Source organism: Pseudomonas sp. ENNP23 (assembly GCF_001728945.1).
GTDB classification, from domain to species: Bacteria; Pseudomonadota; Gammaproteobacteria; order Pseudomonadales; family Pseudomonadaceae; genus Metapseudomonas; species Metapseudomonas otitidis.
Genome location: NZ_LYSP01000019.1, coordinates 1 through 17,650, shown reverse-complemented (window position 1 = coordinate 17,650; position 17,650 = coordinate 1). Strand labels below are relative to the sequence as shown.

Annotated in this window: 19 protein-coding genes; 8 read left to right on the top strand and 11 right to left on the bottom strand. The window is 69.3% G+C overall.

The annotated features are described in order from the left end of the window. The first annotated feature begins 9 nt into the window (after positions 1 to 9). Positions 10 to 993, top strand: a complete 984-nt coding sequence (locus A9G05_RS12555; RefSeq protein WP_069561302.1) for a DUF4340 domain-containing protein — start codon at positions 10 to 12, stop codon at positions 991 to 993. A gap of 317 nt (positions 994 to 1,310) precedes the next feature. Next, positions 1,311 to 1,520: a cold-shock protein gene (locus tag A9G05_RS12550; RefSeq protein WP_044413245.1), complete on the top strand. Its 210-nt coding sequence runs from the start codon at positions 1,311 to 1,313 to the stop codon at positions 1,518 to 1,520. A gap of 286 nt (positions 1,521 to 1,806) precedes the next feature. Here the strand turns inward: A9G05_RS12550 and A9G05_RS12545 are convergent, their stop codons facing one another. The 9 genes from A9G05_RS12545 to metG all read right to left on the bottom strand — a co-directional run bounded on the left by A9G05_RS12545 (position 1,807) and on the right by metG (position 9,906). Then, positions 1,807 to 1,986: a PA3496 family putative envelope integrity protein gene (locus tag A9G05_RS12545; protein WP_044413248.1), complete on the bottom strand. Its 180-nt coding sequence runs from the start codon at positions 1,984 to 1,986 to the stop codon at positions 1,807 to 1,809. Between the two features lie 108 nt (positions 1,987 to 2,094). Then, entirely contained in the window at positions 2,095 to 2,733 is a 639-nt protein-coding gene (gene nth / locus A9G05_RS12540; RefSeq protein ID WP_069561301.1) for an endonuclease III, read from the bottom strand. Between the two features lie 47 nt (positions 2,734 to 2,780). Continuing rightward, entirely contained in the window at positions 2,781 to 3,332 is a 552-nt protein-coding gene (locus A9G05_RS12535) for an Rnf-Nqr domain containing protein (protein ID WP_069561300.1), read from the bottom strand. Continuing rightward, positions 3,329 to 3,931: an RnfABCDGE type electron transport complex subunit G gene (locus A9G05_RS12530; RefSeq protein WP_069561299.1), complete on the bottom strand. Its 603-nt coding sequence runs from the start codon at positions 3,929 to 3,931 to the stop codon at positions 3,329 to 3,331. Before A9G05_RS12530 ends, A9G05_RS12535 begins: the two co-directional genes overlap by 4 nt. Continuing rightward, a complete protein-coding gene (locus A9G05_RS12525; RefSeq protein ID WP_069561298.1) occupies positions 3,928 to 4,932 on the bottom strand; it encodes an RnfABCDGE type electron transport complex subunit D in 1,005 nt (334 codons plus the stop codon). Before A9G05_RS12525 ends, A9G05_RS12530 begins: the two co-directional genes overlap by 4 nt. 7 nt (positions 4,933 to 4,939) lie before the next feature. Then, positions 4,940 to 6,322, bottom strand: a complete 1,383-nt coding sequence (gene rsxB / locus A9G05_RS12520) for an electron transport complex subunit RsxB (protein WP_069561297.1) — start codon at positions 6,320 to 6,322, stop codon at positions 4,940 to 4,942. Beyond that, entirely contained in the window at positions 6,319 to 6,870 is a 552-nt protein-coding gene (locus tag A9G05_RS12515) for an Rnf-Nqr domain containing protein (protein ID WP_069561296.1), read from the bottom strand. Before A9G05_RS12515 ends, rsxB begins: the two co-directional genes overlap by 4 nt. A gap of 101 nt (positions 6,871 to 6,971) precedes the next feature. Then, positions 6,972 to 7,772: a DUF4349 domain-containing protein gene (locus A9G05_RS12510; RefSeq protein ID WP_371850560.1), complete on the bottom strand. Its 801-nt coding sequence runs from the start codon at positions 7,770 to 7,772 to the stop codon at positions 6,972 to 6,974. Between the two features lie 91 nt (positions 7,773 to 7,863). Continuing rightward, positions 7,864 to 9,906, bottom strand: a complete 2,043-nt coding sequence (gene metG / locus A9G05_RS12505) for a methionine--tRNA ligase (RefSeq protein ID WP_069561294.1) — start codon at positions 9,904 to 9,906, stop codon at positions 7,864 to 7,866. Between the two features lie 146 nt (positions 9,907 to 10,052). Here metG and apbC point away from each other — a divergent pair, with 146 nt between their 5' ends. Then, a complete protein-coding gene (gene apbC, locus A9G05_RS12500) occupies positions 10,053 to 11,147 on the top strand; it encodes an iron-sulfur cluster carrier protein ApbC (RefSeq protein WP_069561293.1) in 1,095 nt (364 codons plus the stop codon). 38 nt (positions 11,148 to 11,185) lie between these two features. Here apbC and A9G05_RS12495 read toward each other — a convergent pair whose 3' ends face one another. Beyond that, a complete protein-coding gene (locus A9G05_RS12495; RefSeq protein ID WP_083265698.1) occupies positions 11,186 to 11,689 on the bottom strand; it encodes a rod shape-determining protein in 504 nt (167 codons plus the stop codon). 5 nt (positions 11,690 to 11,694) lie between these two features. Further along, positions 11,695 to 12,444 (bottom strand): hypothetical protein, encoded by a 750-nt coding sequence (locus tag A9G05_RS12490; protein WP_069561292.1) that lies wholly within the window; start codon positions 12,442 to 12,444, stop codon positions 11,695 to 11,697. Between the two features lie 173 nt (positions 12,445 to 12,617). Between A9G05_RS12490 and dcd the strand changes: the two genes are divergently transcribed. The 5 genes from dcd (at position 12,618) to A9G05_RS27645 (ending at position 17,586) form a co-directional block, all read left to right on the top strand. Continuing rightward, on the top strand, positions 12,618 to 13,184 hold the full coding sequence (gene dcd / locus A9G05_RS12485) for a dCTP deaminase (RefSeq protein ID WP_044413278.1): 567 nt from the start codon (positions 12,618 to 12,620) through the stop codon (positions 13,182 to 13,184). Between the two features lie 100 nt (positions 13,185 to 13,284). Beyond that, complete coding sequence (locus A9G05_RS12480) at positions 13,285 to 15,996, top strand: ATP-binding protein (RefSeq protein WP_139131143.1); 2,712 nt, start codon at positions 13,285 to 13,287, stop codon at positions 15,994 to 15,996. A 27-nt stretch (positions 15,997 to 16,023) separates the two neighbouring features. After that, positions 16,024 to 16,788, top strand: coding sequence for a response regulator transcription factor (locus A9G05_RS12475; protein WP_083265697.1), 765 nt, complete (start codon positions 16,024 to 16,026; stop codon positions 16,786 to 16,788). A 25-nt stretch (positions 16,789 to 16,813) separates the two neighbouring features. Next, positions 16,814 to 17,365: a hypothetical protein gene (locus A9G05_RS12470; protein ID WP_256548382.1), complete on the top strand. Its 552-nt coding sequence runs from the start codon at positions 16,814 to 16,816 to the stop codon at positions 17,363 to 17,365. Between the two features lie 47 nt (positions 17,366 to 17,412). Beyond that, positions 17,413 to 17,586 carry a hypothetical protein gene (locus A9G05_RS27645; RefSeq protein WP_165670323.1) on the top strand — a complete coding sequence of 58 codons (174 nt, stop codon included), beginning with the start codon at positions 17,413 to 17,415 and terminating at the stop codon, positions 17,584 to 17,586. The last annotated feature ends 64 nt before the right edge of the window (positions 17,587 to 17,650 follow it).

Genomic DNA, 17,650 nt, shown 5'->3' with positions numbered 1-17,650 from the left:
GGAGAGAACATGGGACGCAAGGCTTTCATTTTCCTGTTCATCCTGGCCGCCGCACTGGGCGGCACCTACCTGGCGCTGCAGCGCCAGGCGGGGCCGACGCCGGGGGCGCAGGCCCAGGCCTGGCTACTGGCCCTGCAAGGCCGGCTGGCCGACATCGACGCCATCGAGGTGCAGCGGCCCGGTCAACCGCCGGTGCATCTGGCGCGTCGCGAGTCCACCTGGGTGGTGGCGGACAAGGCCGGCTACCCCGCCGACGCCCGCGCCGTGGCCGAGCTGCTGCGGGCCCTGGGCGAGGCGCGCCGTGTCGAGGCGCGTACCGCCAAGCCGGAGCTGCATGCCCAGTTGGGCCTGGCCGACAAGCCTGGCGAAGGCCAGGCCCTGCGCCTGGTGGTGCGTGGGCAGAACGGCCTGCCGCAGCAGGACCTGCTGATCGGCAAGCCCGGCCAGCAGGGCAAAGGGCAACTGGTGCGCCTGCCCGGCGACAACCAGAGCTGGCTGATCGACCGGCGCATCGAGCTGCCCGAGACCGAGCTGGCCTGGCTCGACCGGCGCATCGCCGCCATCCCCTTCTCCAACGTGCGCCAGGTCGAAGTCCGCTACCTCCAGGGCAAGGCACTGACGGTGTACCGCGATGCCGAGAACGAGCCGAACATGAAGGTCCGCCAGTTGCCGGCCGGTCGCAAGCTGGCCTACGAGGCGGCCGCCAACGGCATGGCGGCGGTGTTCGCCGGCCTGCAGTTCGCCGACGCCGCGCCGCTGGACCAGGTCCAGTTCAAGGACAAGCCACTGCTCAGCTTCGAGCTGCAGACCTTCGCCGGCGGCCGCCTCACCGGCGAACTGCTGGGGCAGGGTGAGCAGTACTGGCTGCGCCTGACCGGCCAGGAAAAGCTCGACGACCAGGTGCCGGGGCGTACCGATTGGGCCTACCTGATCGAGCCGTTCCAGTACCAGGCACTGGCCCGAAAGCTCGAGGAACTGCTCTCGGCGAAGTGAACCTCAGGGCGTTTCCGGGCCCTGCCCAGGGGCCCGGAGCGCCTTCGCCGAAATGCCCCATTTTGTGACGCGAAAGCCCCGGAAAAGGGCGTGAACACCTAGTCTCACGGCGTTTTCCGCATGCCGGAAAAAAGTGCTTTTCTGTAGCATTTCCTGTCGTATACTCCGGGCGCGGTGGTTAAAAGAACGCCTTTCGGAGTACCCGCCCACGCCTCGTCAGACCGCGGTCGGATATCGAGAAAAATACGTCTTTACCAACCCGTCTAAGTCCCAGGATTGGGGCCAACAACAAAATTGCGAGTTTGGAGAGAGTAGTAATGGCTGATCGTGAGGTCGGAACCGTCAAGTGGTTCAATGACGCTAAAGGCTATGGATTCATCCAGCGTGAAAGCGGTCCGGATGTATTCGTTCACTACCGCGCTATCCGCGGCGAAGGTCACCGTTCCCTGGTCGAAGGCCAGAAGGTCGAGTTCTCGGTGATCCAGGGCCAGAAAGGCCTGCAGGCGGAAGACGTCGCCCGCGTCTGAGTCTCCAAGCGAAAGGCCCGTCCAAGCGACGGGCCTTTTGTTTGTCCCCTTCTTGCTGCTGTCCTGCGGCACCCCTCTGTGACCTGCCGTTCTCGCCTGCTCACTGAGCACCGGCGGATGCGTTTGCGGGCTGCCGCTGCAGCGCCCGACTGCACGGCATGAATGCTGTCCGCACCTTTCTGCTGCTCTTCAGCGCCGTGCAACCGTCCTGCTCTGCAACGCGCGGCTGGCGGTGCACGGCCAACAAAAAGCCCCGCATGTGCGGGGCTCTTTCAGGCGCTGTCGATCACAGATCGAAGTCGTAGTCGTTCAACTGCTTCTGCAGGCGACGCTCTTCGAGGTAGTTGTCGATGATGCGCCGCTTGGTCAGGTTGGTCTTGGCCACTTCGGCAGGCGCCTCGGCTTCTTCCGCTTCCTCGGCGATGAAGTCTTCCTCGATCTCGATCTCTTCTTTGACAGTGCTCATTCAGGTCACTCCACGATGCGGGGCGGTGATGGCGCACCTTATAGCGACAAAGAATCGGCCGGTAAAAAAGATTTTTTCAATTGAAAACCAGGACTGTGCAGGGTCCGCTCAATCGTCCGAAGTCTTCGCCTTGTACTCGCACAGATCCTCGATCCGGCAGGCTCCGCAACGCGGCTTCCGGGCGACGCACACATAGCGCCCGTGGAGGATCAGCCAGTGGTGGGCGTCGAGCAGGTAGTCCTTCGGCACGAACTTCACCAGCTTCTTCTCCACCTCCAGCACGGTCTTGCCCGGGGCGATGCCGGTGCGGTTGCTGACGCGGAAGATGTGGGTGTCCACCGCCATCACCGGCTGGCGGAAGGCGGTGTTGAGCACCACGTTCGCCGTCTTGCGGCCCACGCCGGGCAGGGCCTCCAGGTCCTCGCGGTTGTCCGGCACCTGGCTGCCGTGCTTCTCCATGAGGATGCGGCAGGTCTCGATGACGTTCTTCGCCTTGCTGTTGTACAGGCCGATGGTCTTGATGTACTCCGACAGGCCCTCCACCCCCAGCGCGTGGATGGCTTCCGGGGTATTGGCCACCGGGTAAAGCTTGGCGGTGGCCTTGTTGACGCTGACGTCGGTGGCCTGGGCGGAGAGGATCACCGCGATCAGCAGTTCGAAGGGCGTGGTGTAGGCCAGCTCGGTCTTGGGATCGGGGTTGTCTTCGTGCAGGCGACGGAAGATTTCCAGGCGTTTGGCGGCATTCATGGCAATCGGCTTTTCACGGTGGATTCGGGGTGGGGCACGAACCGCGCTCAGGGCAAGGCGCGACGCAGCGGCACCCACAGCAGGGCGAGCAGGATAAGCCCTCCCGGCGCCGAGGCGAAGAGCGGGACGCCATGGCTGGCGAACGTGAGGCTCAGCGCCCCCAGTCCCAACCAGTCGCCATGGGCCAGCAGGCTGGCATGGCCGATGCCTTCGCGCAGCACGCCGAGCAGCAGGGCCAGCAGGCCGAACGCCAGGCCTGCCATGAGGCCATCGCTGGCCCGGCCCGGGGCCTCCAGCGCCAGGTGCAGGCACGGCAGCGCCAGTAGCCACAGCCAGGGGCCCAGAGCCTGGTGCAGGTCGTAGGCGAAGGCCCGCAGGAGCTGGTCGGCCAGCGCCACGCCGCATCCCGCCAGCATCAGCGTCCCGAGCCAGAAGGCCCGGCCTGCCAGGTGGCGATGCAGCCACGGCAACAGGGCTCCGATCCCCGCCAGCAGCGGAAGGGCAACCAGGGCCAGGCCCAGGGCTTTCACCAGCAGGTCGCTGGCCCCCAGCAGCGGTGCCAGGCCGAGCAGGGCCGCGGAGCGTGCAGGCGTGCTCATGGTGTGGCCCCCAGCAAGGCGTCGCGGTGGGCGTCGAAGTAGCGCAGGCCGGCCTGGATGCCCGCCACCACGGCGCGGGAGGTGATGGTGGCGCCGGCGATCTGGTCGACATCGCCACCATCCGCGCGGACCCGCCATTCCCCTGGCTGCTCCGCCAGGCGCCGGCCGGCGAGGTGACCCAGCCAGGGGCTTCGGGACGCTTCGATACGATCACCGATGCCCGGTGTTTCCCGGTGCGCCAGAACCTTGCTGTGCAGCAGCCGGCCATCCGGCGCGATGGCCAGCAATAGGTCGATGGGCCCTTCATAGCCCCGCGCCCGCACCGGCAGCAGCACGGCCACCAGGCGCTCGCCCTGGCGCGCGCGCCAGGCGGTGGCCGGTGAGGGGCTGCCCAGGTCGTCAGCCCCGGTCAGGGGTACGGCGTCCTGCAGAGGGTGGTTGTCATAGCTGCCGGCGGGCAGCAGGTCGAGCAGGGCACGCTCGGCGGAGGCCTCGGCGGCCGCCTGTTGGCGAGGGGCGAGCGCGCCGTGCAGCGCCGTGAGCAGGCCTGCCGCCAGGGCGGCGGCAGCCAGCAGGTACGCCAGGCTGCGCCCGTTCACGGGGCGGGCCTCGCGCGCTGGGCCCAGCGCTCCAGCGCCGGCACCGCCAGGTTCATCAGCAGCACGGCGAATGCCATGCCGTCGGCATAGCCGCCCCAGGTGCGGATCACGTAGACCAGCACGCCAACGCCCAGGCCGAATGCCAGCCGTGCCCGGTCGGCACTGGGGCAGGAGACCGGCTCGGTGACGATGAAGAAGGCGCCGAGCATGGTGGCGCCGGAGAACAGGTGCAGCAGCGGCGAGCCGTTGGAGTCCGAGCCGCTGCCGTTCCAGCCCAGCAGGCTGGCGACGAACAGCCCGGCGATCAGCCCCACCGGGGCGTGCCAGCGGATCACCCGGCGTTGCAGCAACCACAGGCCGCCAACGAGGAAAGCCAGGTTGACCCATTCCGCACCGCGCCCGCCGACATGGCCGAAGGCGGCGTTGCGGGCGAACAGTTCGTCGATGGTCAGGCGGTCGTTGTGGCGCAGGCTGTCCAGCACCGTGGCCTGGCTCCAGCCGTCCACCAGGCCGCTGCCCAGGCCCAGCACCTGCTGCAGTGCGGCCAGCAGGCCGTGGGGCTGGCCAGCGACGGGCCATTGGGCCATCTGCACCGGGAAGGCCAGCAGCGCCAGGGCGAAGCCGAGCATGGCGGGGTTGAAGGGGTTGCGGCCGAAGCCACCGAAGACCGACTTGCCCAGCAGAATGGCCGCCGCGCAGGCCAGCAGGGTCAGCCAGGCAGGGCAATAGGGCGGCAGGGCCAGTGCCAGCAGGGTGGCCGTCACCAGGGCGCTGCCCTCGGCCAGCCAGGGGCGGCCGAACAGGGCCTCGTCCGGGGCGACATGCTGCCCGCGCAGGCGCCGCACCAGCGCCTCGCAGGCCAGGGCGCAGGGGATCGCCAGGGCCAGTTGCAGCAACGTGCCGAACCCGTAGTGCCAGAGCTGGACCAGCAGGCCCGGCAGGCACGCCAGCAGCACCAGGCTCATGGCCGGGCGCGGGTCGAAACCGGGGGCGCTAGCCATGGCGGGGTCAGGCCTCGGGGTGTTCGCCGAGGCGGCGCTCGGCTTCGGCCAGTCGGGCCTGGGCGCGGCCGATGGCAGCCTCGTCGCGGGGTTGGCGGCGCTCCAGGCGGCTGACCTCGGCACGCGCCATGGCTTGCTCGGTCTTCAGCGCGCGCAGGGCCGGGTCCACCGGGCGCTTGTCGATGCGCTGCAGCTCGGGTGGCGCCTTGCCGCAGGCATCCTCGGCAGCGTGCAGGGCGGCCTCGGCGTCGGCCAGGGCCTGGCGCAGCGGCGCCAGCTCGGCCTCGTCCGCGCCACGGGCCTCGGCGCTGCGCAAGGCACCTCGACGGGTCACCAGGGCGACCTTGGCCTGTTTGAGTGCAGCCTCGCCTGGAGCCGGTGGGGTGTCTGGCTGGGCGCTCTGCAGGCGCGCCAGGTTGGCTTCGGCAGCGTCCACCGCCTGTTGCAGGGCGTCCAATTGGGCCTGCTGCGCGGCATCCGGTTCGGCGCCATAGGCCTTGCGCGCCTTGGCCAATTGGGCGCGGCTCATGGCGGCTTCGATCTTGGCCTTCTTCAGCGTGGCCTCGTCCGTGACCGGGGGCGGCATGGCGTTGGCCCGGGCCAGGGCGGCCTCGGCGCGCTCGCTGGCGGCCCGCAGTTCGGTCACCTGAGCGGCGAGGTCGGAGGTGCCATAAAGGTCGTACTGCTTTTCCGCCCGGGACAGCGCCACACGGGCCATGGCCGCTTCCACCTTGAGGCGTTTCTGTTCGTCGCTGAGGGTGCCGGCGGCGGCCTTCTGGGCCTTGACCCGTTCGATGGCGGCCTGCACCGGGTCGATGCTGGCAGCGGCTTCGCTGCGGGCCTTTTCCTGGGCGTGGGCCTGGCGCTGTGCACGGGCCTCGCGCTCGGCCTGGCGACGGGCTTCGTCACGGGCCAGGCGGGCGTTGCGCTGCTCGAAGCGCTGGCGGAACTGGTCGGCCCGCTCGCGCTGGGCGCTGGCATCCGGCTCGGACAGGGGCAGGATGTCGATGCAGTCCACCGGGCAAGGGGCGACGCACAGCTCGCAGCCGGTGCACTCGTCGCGGATCACCGTGTGCATCTGCCGCGCGGCGCCGACGATGGCGTCGGTCGGGCAGGCCTGGATGCACTTGGTGCAGCCGATGCACTCGGCCTCGCGGATGAAGGCGATCTGCGGCGGGACCGGGCCAGTGGGCGCTTCCAGCGGCAGGACCGGCACCTGCAGCAGGTCGGCCAGGGCGATGATGGTCACCTGGCCGCCGGGCGGGCATTTGTTGATGGCTTCGCCCTGGGCGATGCCTTCGGCGTAGGGGCGGCAGCCGGGGTGGCCGCACTTGCCGCACTGGGTCTGCGGCAGCAGGGCGTCGATGCGCTGGACGAGGGCCTGGCTCACGGTGCCACCAGGCCGTTGAAGCCCATCAGCGCGACGCCCATGAGGCCGGCGCAGAGCAGGGTGATCGGCGTGCCGCGCAGGGGCGCGGGTACATCGGCGGCCTCGACCCGTTGCATCAGGTCGGCGAACAGCCCCAGTGCCAGCCAGAAGCCGAAGCCGCCTGCCAGGCCGAGGCCCAGCGCGTGGACGAAACCGCTGCTGGCGGCCAGGTACAGGCCACCGAGTACCGCGCCATTGCCCAGCAGCAGCGGGAACAGGCCGGCCGGTACGTCGGCGGTGCCGGGCAGGTGCTTGAGCAGCGCCAGCGCGGCCCAGGCCAGGGGCGCCAGCAGGGGCAGCAGCACCAGCGGGCGCAAGTGGTCGAGGGGCAGGGGCGCCAGCAGAAGGCGGTCAAGCAGCCAGGCCAGGGGGAGCCCCAGGGCCAGCATCAGGCCGCCGGCACGGGCCAGGGCCTGCAGACGGGGCTGGGCGTCGCCATCCGCTGCCTGTGCCAGCAGCAGGTTGTTGACCAGGGCGGCGCCCAGCAGCGCGATGAGGAGATCGGTCATGGATTCGGGACGGGCCGGATCGTTCACAAAGGGCCGCGTATTATCCGGGATGGCGCCGGGCGGGTACAGGGCTGCCGGGGCGACCCTGGCCGTAGGCGCGTTCAACCCCGGGCAGCGGCCTTGTTGCGGCCCGTGGCGCGGCGCCACAGCCCGCGCACCAGCAGCGCCAGGGGGAAGAGGATGACCACGAAGGGAATGCCGTAGCCGAGCATCTCCAGGGCCTGGGCGGTGCCTTCGGTGGCGTTGTCCAGCAGGCCGGCGGCAGCCTCGCCGATGCGCGACAGGCGGCTCGGGCGCTGCTGGTCGGTGGTGAAGTCCAGGGTCAGCAGGTTGGTGGCGATGCGCCGCTGCTGCTGGGCGGACTCCTGGGCATTGGCGGCCAGTTGCACTTCCAGCTCGGCCATCTCGCGGGCCAGGGCCAGCAGGTCGGCGACGGCCAGGTCCTTGCGCGCCTGGAAGGCTTGCAGGGTCTTGTACTGGCGCTCCAGGCGCTCGCGGGTGCGGGCGTTGTCGCCCACCGCCTGGGCCAGGTCTTCGGCGCGGGTGGTGCGGCTTTGCAGCTCGCCACCCTCGGCGGCCAGGGCCACGATCTTCTCCACGCCTTCGGGCACGATGCGCAGCACCAGTTGGCCGGCGCGGTAGCCGCCCTGGTTCTGCTCGATGGCCAGCAGCTCGCAGTTGCCGAAGCGGCCGTCGTTGCAGGCTTCGCGGGTGGCGGCCAGGCGCGGGGCAACGGCCTCGGCGGCGAGGTGGATCGACACCTGGTGCTCGTAGGCGAGGAAGGCGCCGGGCTTGGAGGCTTCGCCCTGGAGGGCGGCACCGCCGCTCGCCTCGCGGTCCGACGGGGAGCAGCCGGCCAGGGCGATGAGGGCCAGCAGGAAGGGGAGGCTCCAGTGCTTGATCATGGGCGTTCCTTGCAGGGTGTTCGTGGGGGCTGAAACGACGAAGCGCCTGGCCGGTGACCGGGCAGGCGCTTCGCGAGGGCGGCGCGGCTTACTTGACGCGCTGGCCCGGCTTGGCGCCGCTGTCGGGGCTGAGCAGGTAGATTTCCTCGCCGCCGGGGCCGGCGGCCAGGACCATGCCTTCGGAGACGCCGAACTTCATCTTGCGCGCGGCCAGGTTGGCCACGTACAGGGTCAGGCGGCCTTCCAGCTTGCTCGGGTCCGGGTAGGCGCTCTTGATGCCGGAGAACACGTTGCGCTTGGCATCGCCGATGTCCAGGGTCAGGCGCAGCAGCTTGTCGGCACCCTCGACGAACTCGGCCTTCTCGATCAGGGCGATGCGCAGGTCCACGGCGGCGAAGGCGTCGAAGGCGATTTCCGGGGCCAGCGGCTCCTTGGTCAGTTCGCCGTTGCCGGCGGGGGCCGGGGTGGCGTTCTGGGCGGCGAGGTCTTCCTTGGAGGCAGCGATCATGGCGTCGATCTTCACGGGGTCGATCCGGGTCATCAGCGGGTTGAAGGGGTTCAGGTCGTGGTCGGCCAGCAGCACCTGATGGTCGTTCCAGCTCAGCGGGGCGACGTTGAGGAACTGCTCGGCGGCGGCGGCCAGGTTCGGCAGCACCGGCTTGAGGAAGATCACCAGCTGGCGGAACAGGTTCACGCCGGCGGCGCAGATGGCCTGCACCTCGGCCTGCTTGCCGTCCTGCTTGTTCAGGGCCCAGGGCGCCTTGTCGGCGATCCAGGCGTTGGCGCGGTCGGCCAGCGCCATGATCTCGCGCATGGCCCGGGCGAAGTCGCGGTTCTCATAGGCCTCGGCGATGCTCGGCGCGGCGCTGGCGAATTCGGCGAACAGCTCCGGCGCGGCATTCTCGGCCACCAGGCGGCCGCCGTTGCCCTTGTGGATGAAACCGGCGCAGCGGCTGGCGATGTTGACCACCTTGCCCACCAGATCGGAGTTCACCTTCTGCACGAAGTCCTCCAGGTTCAGGTCGAGGTCGTCGACGCTGCGGCTGAGCTTGGAGGCGTAGTAGTAGCGCAGGTATTCCGGGTCCAGGTGGTCCAGGTAGGTGCGGGCCTTGATGAAGGTGCCGCGGGACTTGGACATCTTCTGGCCGTTGACGGTCAGGTAGCCGTGCACATTCAGCGCGGTGGGCTTGCGGAAGCCGGCGCCTTCGAGCATGGCGGGCCAGAACAGGGCGTGGAAGTTGACGATGTCCTTGCCGATGAAGTGGTACAGCTCGGCGCTGGAGTCCTTGGCCCAGTAGGCGTCGAAGTCCAGCTCCGGGCGGCGCGCGCAGAGGTTCTGGAAGCTGGCCATGTAGCCGATGGGGGCATCCAGCCAGACGTAGAAGTACTTGCCCGGCGCGTCGGGGATCTCGAAACCGAAGTAGGGCGCATCACGGCTGATGTCCCACTCCTGCAGGCCGGCATCCAGCCATTCGGCGATCTTGTTGGCCACCGACTCCTGCAGGGCGCCGCTGCGGGTCCACTGCTTCAGCATGGCGTCGAAGTCCGGCAGCTTGAAGAAGTAGTGCAGCGACTCCTTGAGCACTGGGGTGGCGCCGGAGATGGCCGACTTGGGGTTCTTCAGCTCGGTGGGGGCGTAGGTGGCGCCGCACACTTCGCAGTTGTCGCCGTATTGGTCCTCGGCCGCGCATTTCGGGCAGGTGCCCTTGATGAAGCGGTCGGCCAGGAACATCTGCTTGTCCGGGTCGAAGTACTGGGTCACCGGGCGGGTGGCGATGTGGCCGGCGTCGCGCAGGCGGGTGTAGATCAGGCTCGACAGCGCCTGGTTCTCCGGCGAGTGGGTGGAGTGGTAGTTGTCGAAGTCCACCAGGAAGTCGGCGAAGTCGGTGGTGTGCTCGGCGCGCACGTTGTCGATCAGTTGCTCGGAGGTGATGCCCTCCTTCTCGGCGCGCAGCATGATGGCCGAGCCGTGGGCGTCGTCGGCGCAGACGTAGATGGCCTGGTTGCCGCGCATCTTCTGGAAGCGCACCCAGATATCGGTCTGGATGTACTCGACCATATGCCCCAGGTGGATGGAACCGTTGGCATAGGGGAGGGCGCTTGTCACAAGGATCTTGCGGGGCTCGGTCATGGTGCTGGGCTACCGGATACGGAACGAAGGGAAGTCGGCAACTATAAAGAGTCGCCGGCTTTTTTTCACGCCCGGAGGGCCCGGTGGCGGGAGGGCTCGGGTAGGATACCCGCCAGTTTTGCTCGGTCTTTATCTGGAGTCCCGCCATGAGCCCCGTATCCCGCGCCCAGGTCGAAGCGACCCTGCGCCAGTTCACCGATCCCCACCTCAACCAGGACCCGGTCAGCGCGGGTTGCCTGCGTGATGTCGACATCCAGGGCGGCAAGGTCAGCGTGCGCCTGGAGCTGGGCTACGCGGCCGGGCTGTTCAGGAGTGGCTGGGCGCAGACCCTGCAGATGGCCCTGGAGAACCTCGACGGCGTCGACCGCGCCGAGGTCCGCTTGGACTGCGTGATCCAGCCGCACAAGGCCCAGGAGCAGGTGCCGGCCCTGGCCAACGTGAAGAACATCATCGCCGTCGCCTCCGGCAAGGGCGGCGTCGGCAAGTCCACCACCGCCGCCAACCTGGCCCTGGCCCTGGCCCGCGAAGGTGCCCGCGTCGGCATCCTCGACGCGGACATCTACGGCCCCAGCCAGGGCATCATGTTCGGCATCCCCGAGGGCACCCGCCCGCAGGTGCGCGACCAGAAGTTCTTCGTGCCGCTGGAGGCCCACGGCGTGCAGGTCATGTCCATGGCCTTCCTCACCGACGACAACACCCCGGTGGTGTGGCGCGGGCCGATGGTCTCCGGTGCGCTGATCCAGTTGATCACCCAGACCGCCTGGGACGACCTCGACTACCTGGTGGTGGACATGCCCCCGGGCACCGGCGACATCCAGTTGACCCTGGCGCAGAAGGTGCCGGTGGCCGGCAGCGTGATCGTCACCACCCCGCAGGACCTGGCCCTACTGGACGCCAAGAAGGGCGTGGAGATGTTCCGCAAGGTCAACATCCCGGTGCTGGGCGTGGTGGAGAACATGGCCGTGCACATCTGCTCCAACTGTGGCCATGCCGAGCACCTGTTCGGCGAAGGCGGTGGCGAGAAGCTGGCGGCCCAGTACGGCGTCGACCTGTTGGCCTCGCTGCCGCTGTCCATGGCCATCCGTATGCAGTCCGACGGCGGCAAGCCCACCACCGTGGCCGACCCCGAAAGCCAGATCGCCATGATCTACCAGCAGATGGCCCGCACCGTCGGCGCGCGTATCGCCCAGGCCGGCCTGGGTGCCACGGCGATGCCGAGCATCACCATCAGCGACGACTGATCCAGGACGCCGCTGCGCGCCTGGGGCCTCCGGGCCCGCTAGATCGCCAGCAGCGTGCCGCCCTCCGTGGGGAACTGCCGAGCCAGCAGTTCCTCGCGGGTTAGCTCCCGGCCGACCCACAGGTGCACCTTGCGCGCACCGGCGCTGCGGCAAAGCTCGTGGAGTCCGCGCGTCTCGATCATGGTCAGGCCACCCTCCAGGTGCTCCTGCGGGTGCAGGACCAGCACCGGTGCCGCGCTGTAGACGGTTTTCGGGGCTAACTGGCGAACGAACATGCGCAGGGTCTGCTCGGCGACGGGAAAGTCGCTGAGCAGTGACCGTGGGTGTTCGAAGCCGTTGACCAGGCATACCTGGGGCTGACCCTCCAGTTGCCTGGTGGCGTGGCCCATGGCGACGATTTCGACCTTGCCGTCGGAGCTCCGGCGGATAGCCAGCAGGGGCGGTTCCTCCAGCGCCTTCCCGGATTTCACGTTCAGCCCGGTGAGGCTGCGGGAGGTGAGCCTGATGTAGAGCAGGGGGAAGAGCGCGTCGAGCATGGCCATGGCACTCAATCCCCGCCGCCCCCACAGCCACCCCCACTGTCGCCGCCACTGTCGCCACCGCCACCGCCGGAGTCCCCGCCCCAGCGGTCGCCGCTGTCCGATGAACTGTCGCTTACGCCACGGCCATCGCCGAAGTCGCTGGAGTCGTAGCTGCTGTCGCTGCCGACGAAGTCGCCACCGCAGTAGATGACGCCGCTGCCCGAGTCGCCCCGGTCGTCGCGGCGCACGCCCCGGCAATCAGCCACATAGAGGAAGCCGCCGGCAATGCCCAGGCGCCGGTCCAGGTCGAACAGCAGCGGCACGCGGCCTGGCGTGTGCGGGTCGATGCGCTCCTGCTCGCAGGCGTACCACCAGCAGCGCCGCAGCCCGGCGTCGGCCTGGCGGGCCTGGCCGGACAGCGCCCAGGCCGGGCGGTGGTGGAGGAAGCGGCCGAAGGCGCGCTGGCAGAAGCGCCGGTATTCGCGGGTATCGAGGATCAGCGCATGCCACAGGTCGTCCACCACCTGGGAGGGCATGGACACATAGCCGAAGCCGCTCTTCAGGTAGCAGAGGAAGAACTGCCGCAGCCCGGAGCAGACCAGCATGCAGTCCTCCAGGCTCAGTTGCGGGTGGCGCTTGCGCAGTTCGCTCAACAGCCGTGGCGAAGGCCGGAACTCGCGGATCACCCGTTCCCGGGCACCCCGGCGGCTGCGTTTCCACAGGGTGAAGCCGAAGGCGGCCGCGCACAGGCCGGGGATGACGATCCAGAGGGTCATGGTGGGTCCTTTCTCCACAGGGGCGAGCCACAGTGTCCCAGGCGGCCCGGGCGCTTCAAGCCCCTCGCGCGACCGTTGGGCGGCAGGCCACGGAACCCGGCGCTGCCCTTTGCCCGGAACGTGCGCGACCGGTAAGATTCGCGGTCAATTTTCGCCTCACAGGAACGCCCGCCATGAGCATCAAATCGGACAAGTGGATTCGCCGCATGGCACTGGAACACGGCATGATCGAGCCCTTCGTCGAGCGCCAGGTGCGCGGCGCAGACGACAGCCGGGTGATCTCCTACGGGGTGTCCAGCTACGGCTACGACGTGCGTTGCGCCGCCGAGTTCAAGGTCTTCACCAACATCCACTCGGCCGTGGTGGACCCGAAGAACTTCGACGAGAAGAGCTTCGTCGACATCAACAGCGACGTCTGCATCATCCCGCCGAACTCCTTCGCCCTGGCCCGTACCGTCGAGTACTTCCGCATCCCCCGTGACGTGCTGACCATCTGCCTGGGCAAGAGCACCTATGCCCGCTGCGGCATCATCGTCAACGTCACCCCGCTGGAGCCGGAGTGGGAAGGCCACGTGACCCTGGAATTCTCCAACACCACCAACCTGCCGGCGAAGATCTATGCCAACGAAGGCGTGGCGCAGATGCTCTTCCTGCAATCGGACGAGGCCTGCGAGGTGTCCTACAAGGACCGGGGCGGCAAGTACCAGGGCCAGGTCGGCGTGACATTGCCGAAGGCCTGACCCACACCTTCTGTCGGAAAAGCCGGGCATTGCCCGGCTTTTTCGTGAGTGGCGCCCCGCCAGCGCCTTTCCCAGAGCCAAGCCTGCCCTTGAGGTGACCGTGTCCAGATTGCGCCCGTACCTGTTCCTCTGCCTGTCGTTGTGGTTGCCGGCCTGGGCCGTCCAGGCCGAGCCGCTGAACGACCTGCGTGCCTGGGACCCGGCACCGGGCGCCCTGCATGTGCTCGACGGCACCTGGCGGCTGACCTGGCTGGAGCCGTCACGGGCGGAGCAGGAGGTGCCGCTGCCCTTCACCTGGAAGGACGGCACCCGGAAGCCCTGGGGCGAGGTGGGCTTCGGGCGCATCGAACTGACCAGCGACCTGCTGCTGCCGGACTATCCCCAGCCCCTGGCGCTGTACTTCGACGACTTCAAGTCCGCGGCGCGGGTCTGGATCGACGGCGAGCTGGCCTTCGAACGCGGGCAACCGGGGGACGCCGAGCACGAGGTCCAGCGCCTGCAGTCGGCCATCGTGCCGCTGCCCGTCGGTGCCAGGCGGATGACAGTGCGGATCGAGCTCTCCAACCACTTCCACCACGAAGGCGGCATCGACATGGCCGTGCGCGTCGGCACCCTCGACGGCCTCCTGCTGGATGCCAGCCGCCAGCGTGCCCTGTACCTCCTGACCCTGGGCGGCGCGCTGATGATGGCGCTGTTCATGGCCCTGATGGACCGTAGCGCGGCGCGGGCGCTCGGTGGCCTGCCGTTCGCCGTGCTGCTGGTACTGGCCGGGCTGCGCGCCGCGTCCAGCGGCGAGCTGCTGGACCACTACCTGCAATGGCCGTCGGCGTGGATCTACCGCATCGAATACCTCACCGGGCACCTGTTCTCCCCGGTCTACGGCGTGCTGCTGCTGCGCCTGTTCCCCGACGAGCTGTCGCGGCCGGTGCAGCGCGTGCTGGTCGCGGTGGGCGTGCTCGGTGCCCTGGTCACACTGGGTTCGCCGCCCGCCTTCTTCACCCTGACGCGGGACCCTTGCGCCATCTGGCTGCTGCTCTGCGAGCTGTACTTCCTCGGCGCCCTGGTACTGGCCGTGCGGCGGCAGCGGCCCGGAGCCCTGGTGGCACTGGGCGGGATGCTGGTGATGGACGTCACCATCGTCAACGACCTGCTGCTCTACTCCCTCAGCGTGCCGACCCTGAACCTGATCCCGCTGGGCATCCTCTTCTTCATGCTCTCCCACGGCGTGGTGGTGGGCAGCCGGGTGATCGACGCCCTCCAGCGCAGCAAGCAGTTGAGCCGGGACCTGCAGCGCCTCAACGCCTCCCTGGAGGCCCGCGTGGCGGAACGCACCCAGGCCCTCGCGGTGGCCCGCGACCAGGCCCTGCACGAGGCCCAGCAGTCCCTGGAGCGCCAGGCCATGCTCAGCCACGAGCTGCGCACCCCGCTGGTGGCCATCCAGGGGCACCTGCACCTGCTGCAGGGCGACGGGCTGGATGAGCAGCAGCGCCACCGCCTGGACACGGTGCGCGTCGCCGCCCAGAGCCTCACCGACGTGCTCGACGGGCTGATGCTGCTGTCCCGCGCCGAGAAGCTCGAACTGCCCCCGGCCCAGGTGTTCTCCCCGGAGCGCCTGGTGGCGGAGTGCGCCGCCATCTTCCGGCCCCAGGCCGAGGCTCGCGGCCTGCGCCTGCTCACCCGCTGCGCCGACGACCTGCCTGCCTACGTGCTGGGGCACCCCCAGCCGTTGCGCCAGGTGCTCTACAACCTGCTGGGCAACGCCCTCAAGTTCACCGACCAGGGCCAGGTGCTGGTGATCCTCGAACGCAGCAGCCAGGGCCTGGCCCTGCGTGTGGCCGACACCGGCCCCGGCATCCGCCACGAACTGCAGCCGACCCTGTTCGACGCCTTCGTCCGCGACCCCGAGGCGGGCCAGCCCGGCATCGGCCTGGGGCTCTACATCAGCGCCCGCCTCGCCGCGCTGATGGGGGCCCGGCTGGCCGTGGACAGCGCCCCCGGCCAGGGCACGCGCATCGACCTCTGGCTGCCCTGGCAGCCGGCCGACGCCCCCGCAGCGAAGGAGGAAGGCGAGGCCGCCGCCCAGTTGCAGGGGCTGCGGGTGCTGCTGGTGGAAGACGTGGAGGTCAACCGCCTGGTGACTGCCGAACTGCTGGAGCGCTGGGGCTGCCAGGTGAGCACCGCCCGGGATGGCCGCGAAGGCGTCGAGGCTTGCGCCACGGGCACCTTCGACCTGGTGCTGATGGACCTGCGCCTGCCGGACATCGACGGCCTCACCGCCAGCCGGCTGATCCTCCAGCAGGCCCGCGCGACACCGCCCAGGCTGGTGGCCCTGACCGCCAATGCGCGGGACCTGGACCCGCGCCAGTGGCGCGAGGCCGGCTTGCACGCCGTGCTCGGCAAGCCCCTGCGTCGCGAGGCCCTGCTGGCCGTGCTGGAAGACTGGGACATGCCCGTGGAGGCAGCGCCCGTCCAGGCCGAGGCGTTCTCCGAGGCACGCCTGGAGGCACTGCGTGGCTGGCTCGGCCCTGCCTTGTTCGACCGCCTGCTGCCCACCCTGGTGGCTTCCCTGGAGGACGTGCGCGATGCCCTGGTGCATCTGCCCGAGGGCTCCGAGGCGGCCCACCTGGAGCTGAGCGCCCTGTGCCATCGCCTGCGCGGCAGCACCCTGAACTTCGGGCTCGACAGCCTGGCCCAGGCCGCCGAGCACACCGAGCGGCCGGACCAGGTGCCCGAGCTGCTGGCGCTCCTGGAGCGGCACCTGCTGCTGCTCAAGGAACGCCTGCAGCATGAAGCAGGTCGCGCAATACCTTGACCCAGGTGGTGGCAACGCGCCTTCGGTATGCGCCAGAATCCGCCGCCTGACGAAGAGGGGCTGTGGATGGTCGACAAGCTGCTGGTGGTCGAAGACGCGCCGGAAATCCGCGAGATGCTGGTGCTGTACCTGCGCGAAGCCGGGTTCGAGGTGCATGCCACCGACTCCGGGCGGGCCTGCCTGGAGCGGGTCCAGCAACTGCGCCCGTCCCTGGTGCTGCTGGACATCGGCCTGCCCGACCTGGACGGTCTGACCATCACCGCCCAGTTGCGCCGCAGCCAGCCGCAGCTCGGCATCATCCTGGTCACCGTGCGTGACGGCGACTACGACCGCGTGGTGGGCCTGGAGGCGGGCGCCGACGGCTACCTGACCAAGCCGCTGAACCTGCGCATTCTTCTCGCCCAGGTGCGCAGCCTGCTGCGCCGCTGTGGCCAGGGCGAGCGCGAGGCCGACTTCTCCGTGCGCCTCGGGCGCTTCCGCGTCGACCTGCTGCGCCGCCGCATCAGCGATGCCGCCGGCCAGGACGTGGTACTCACCCCCGGCGAGTTCGCCCTGCTGATCGGCCTCATCGAGCGCCGTGGCAGCGCGGTCAACCGCCAGGACCTCATGCAGTGCCTGCGCCGGGGCCAGGACGACGACGAAGAGGTCGATGCCCGTACCGTGGACGCCCTGATCGTGCGCCTGCGCCGCAAGCTAGAGGTCAACGCCAACCGCCCGCAACTGATCCAGACCGTCTACGGCAAGGGCTACCGCCTGGCCGCCGAGGACGAGGCCAGCCTGGCCACCCCTTGAACCCACCACCCCGGGAGTTCCGCCGATGAAACGCCTGTTCGCCCTTGGCCTTGCCCTGTGGCTGTTCCTGCCTCTGGCGCAAGCCCAGACCCTCTCGGTGCTCAGTGGCCGCGAGGTGTTCGGCCTGCCCACGGATGCCGCGCCGGAGCGCTTCGTCCAGGCCCTGGGCGAGCCCACTGTCCGGCTGCCCATGAGCGGCAACAGCCAGGGCCTGCTCTACGGCAACAGCCTGCTGCTGGTGTTCCAGGACGGGCGCCTGGCCGAGGTGCGCTGCTGGCGCCTCGACCGCTTCACCGACGAACTCGGCCTGGGCTGGCTGCAGCGGGTGGCAGCCGGCGCGGCGACCTGGGACTTCGTGGTGGACGAGCAACTGGCCCTCGGCATGGACCGGGAGCGCGCTGTCACCCTGCTACAGGGGTTGCACGGCGATGGTGACGAGTTCTCCGACGTGCGCCAGCGTGGCGGCAGCACCCTCTGGCTGGGCTACGGGCAGTCCGGGGACTTCGGCCTGGAAGGGCCGGATCGTCAGGTGGTCACCTCCCTAACCGTGACCTTCGACGCCCCCGGCGACGAATGACCGGGAATCCCACGGGCGGCGTGACGTCCCACAAGGACAGCCCTCCCGTGGAGAACCTCGCCATGCCCATCGCCGTACACGAATCCCCGGCCACCCGGCCCTGGCCCTTCTTCGCCCAGCACGTGCCTGGCGACCCCGGCGAGCCGGGTGAACCCACCCCGTCCCGCGAGCCGGGCGAGCCGACCCTGCCGGACGAACCGCCGCCCGACCCGGTCGCCTGAACTCAGTCGGCTGAACCCAGACAGCAGAACGCCCGGCATTGCCGGGCGTTTTTTCGGGCACCTC